This window comes from Microbacterium sp. CR_7 (genome assembly GCF_041954755.1).
In the GTDB taxonomy this organism is placed as follows: Bacteria; Actinomycetota; Actinomycetes; order Actinomycetales; family Microbacteriaceae; genus Microbacterium.
Genome location: NZ_JAVAYF010000022.1, coordinates 1 through 334 on the forward strand (window position 1 = coordinate 1; position 334 = coordinate 334).

Here is a 334-nt window from a genome sequence, read left to right on the forward strand (position 1 = left end):
GGGTGTCGCGTCGGGTGTGGGCGCGGTGGGTGATGTGGTGTCGTATGAGTTCGGGGTGACGAACTCGGGCAATGTGACGGTGTCGGGTGTGGTGCTGTCGGATGCGGTGCCGGGTGTGGTGTTGTCGGATGTGGTGTGGCCGGTGGCGGGTGCTCCTGGTGTGATCGCTCCGGGGGAGACGGCGACGGCTGTGGGGTCGTATGTGATCACGCAGGCGGATGTGGATGCGGGTCGTGTGGTGAACACGGCGACCGCGTCGGGCACGCCGGCGCGGAGCGAGCCGATCACGGCGACCTCGCCGGAGAGCATCGTCCCCACCCAGACCGCCGCGCCT

The 334-nt window shown here is 69.2% G+C and carries 1 pseudogene; it reads left to right on the plus strand.

Going from position 1 to position 334, the window contains the following annotated elements:
- Nucleotides 1-37: 37 nt before the first annotated feature.
- Nucleotides 38-334: pseudogene (locus RAC81_RS16970) on the plus strand (hypothetical protein); the annotation flags it as partial.